1 protein-coding gene is annotated in these 1,410 nt (G+C 81.5%); it reads right to left on the bottom strand.

Annotation, left to right across the window (positions count from 1 at the left end; translation table 11 throughout):
- Positions 1-243, bottom strand: a 243-nt coding sequence (locus LE181_RS31815) for a hypothetical protein (RefSeq protein WP_372458560.1), incomplete at its 3' end; no start/stop codon positions are given.
- Positions 244-1,410 lie beyond the last annotated feature (1,167 nt).

Here is a 1,410-nt window from a genome sequence, read left to right as displayed (position 1 = left end):
GCCGACCGGGCGCCGGGCGCGCCGCGAGGCGGCAGGCGAGGCCGCGGGTTCCGCGTTCGCGTTGCCGCCGGCCGAGGCGGACCGCACGGCCGAGGCCGCCGAGACAGCGGCGCCGACGGGCCGACGGGCCCGCCGCGGCGTGGCGGAGGCGGCACCGGAGGCCCAGATCCCGAGCCAGGCGACGGACGAATCGTCCGGCCCCCGCCCGGCGTTCGCACTGCCGCCGGCGGACTCCGACCGCACGCCGGAACCCCCTGTGCCCCCCGTGTCTCCCGTGTCCCCTGCCGACGAGGCGCCCGCCTACACCCCCCGCGGTGGAACGGACGCCTTCCTGGACTCCCCCCGGCCCACCCGCCTCCGCCCGAACCCCGGCCCCGCGGAGCCGACGGCACCGGGTGCGGGAGTGGGAGCGGTGGCGTACGGGCCCGACGGGGTGCCGGTCCCGACGGGCGGCAACGCACGGCCGCAGGGCGCGGGCAGCGTGCCGACCCCCCGCACCGACGGCACGCCCACGCCCGGTGGCGGCGGCGTACCGGTGCCGGGTGCCGGCGGTGCGCCCGCAGCTGGTGGCATGACGGTGCCCGGTACGGGCGGTGCGCCCGTTTCCGGGCAGGGCGGTGCGCCGGTGAGCGGTGCGCACGGGGCCGAGGGCCACGGTGCGCATGGAGCCGGACCCGGTGGCGTACCGGTGCCCGGTGCCGGCGGTGCGCCCGTACGCGGGCAGGGCGGTGCGCCGGTGAGCGGTGCGCACGGGGCCGAGGGCCACGGTGCGCATGGAGCCGGACCCGGTGGCGTACCGGTGCCCGGTGCCGGCGGTGCGCCGGTGAGCGGTGCGCGTGTGGCTGGACCCGGTGGTGTGCCCGTACGCGGGCAGGGCGGTGCGCCGGTGAGCGGTGCGCACGGGGCCGAGGGCCACGGTGCGCATGGAGCCGGACCCGGTGGCGTGCCGGTGCCCGGTGCCGGCGGTGCGCCGGTGAGCGGTGCGCGTGTGGCTGGACCCGGTGGCGGCACGCCCGTGCCCGGTGGCAGCGGTGCGCCTGTGCCGGGGCCGGGAGTTGCACCGACGGACAGCACGGGTGGTGCGGGCAGTGCCCACGGAGCCGGGCCCGTGCCGGGGCCGGGCGGTACGGCGGTGAACGGTCCGGACGGACCGCACGGGGCCGGCCCCGCCAGTGCCCGGGCGACCGGGCCGGCGGCCGCGCAGAGCGGCGCGCCGGCGCTCGCTCGGCCCGGCAGCGGCAGCGCTTCCGTGACCGCGACCGATGGCGTCCCGACGCCCGGCCGGGGCCCCGCGCCCGCAGCCGGTGCCGGAGGCGTACCGGTGCCCGGCCAGGACGACGACGCCGTGCCCCCGGCCGGTGGTGCCGGTACGGGCAGCCCGACGGCCCGGCCGCAGGGCGTGACCGCCCC

It is taken from the genome of Streptomyces sichuanensis, from assembly GCF_020328095.1.
In the GTDB taxonomy this organism is placed as follows: domain Bacteria; phylum Actinomycetota; class Actinomycetes; order Streptomycetales; family Streptomycetaceae; genus Streptomyces; species Streptomyces cinnamoneus.
This window is presented reverse-complemented; position numbering and strand designations above follow the sequence as displayed.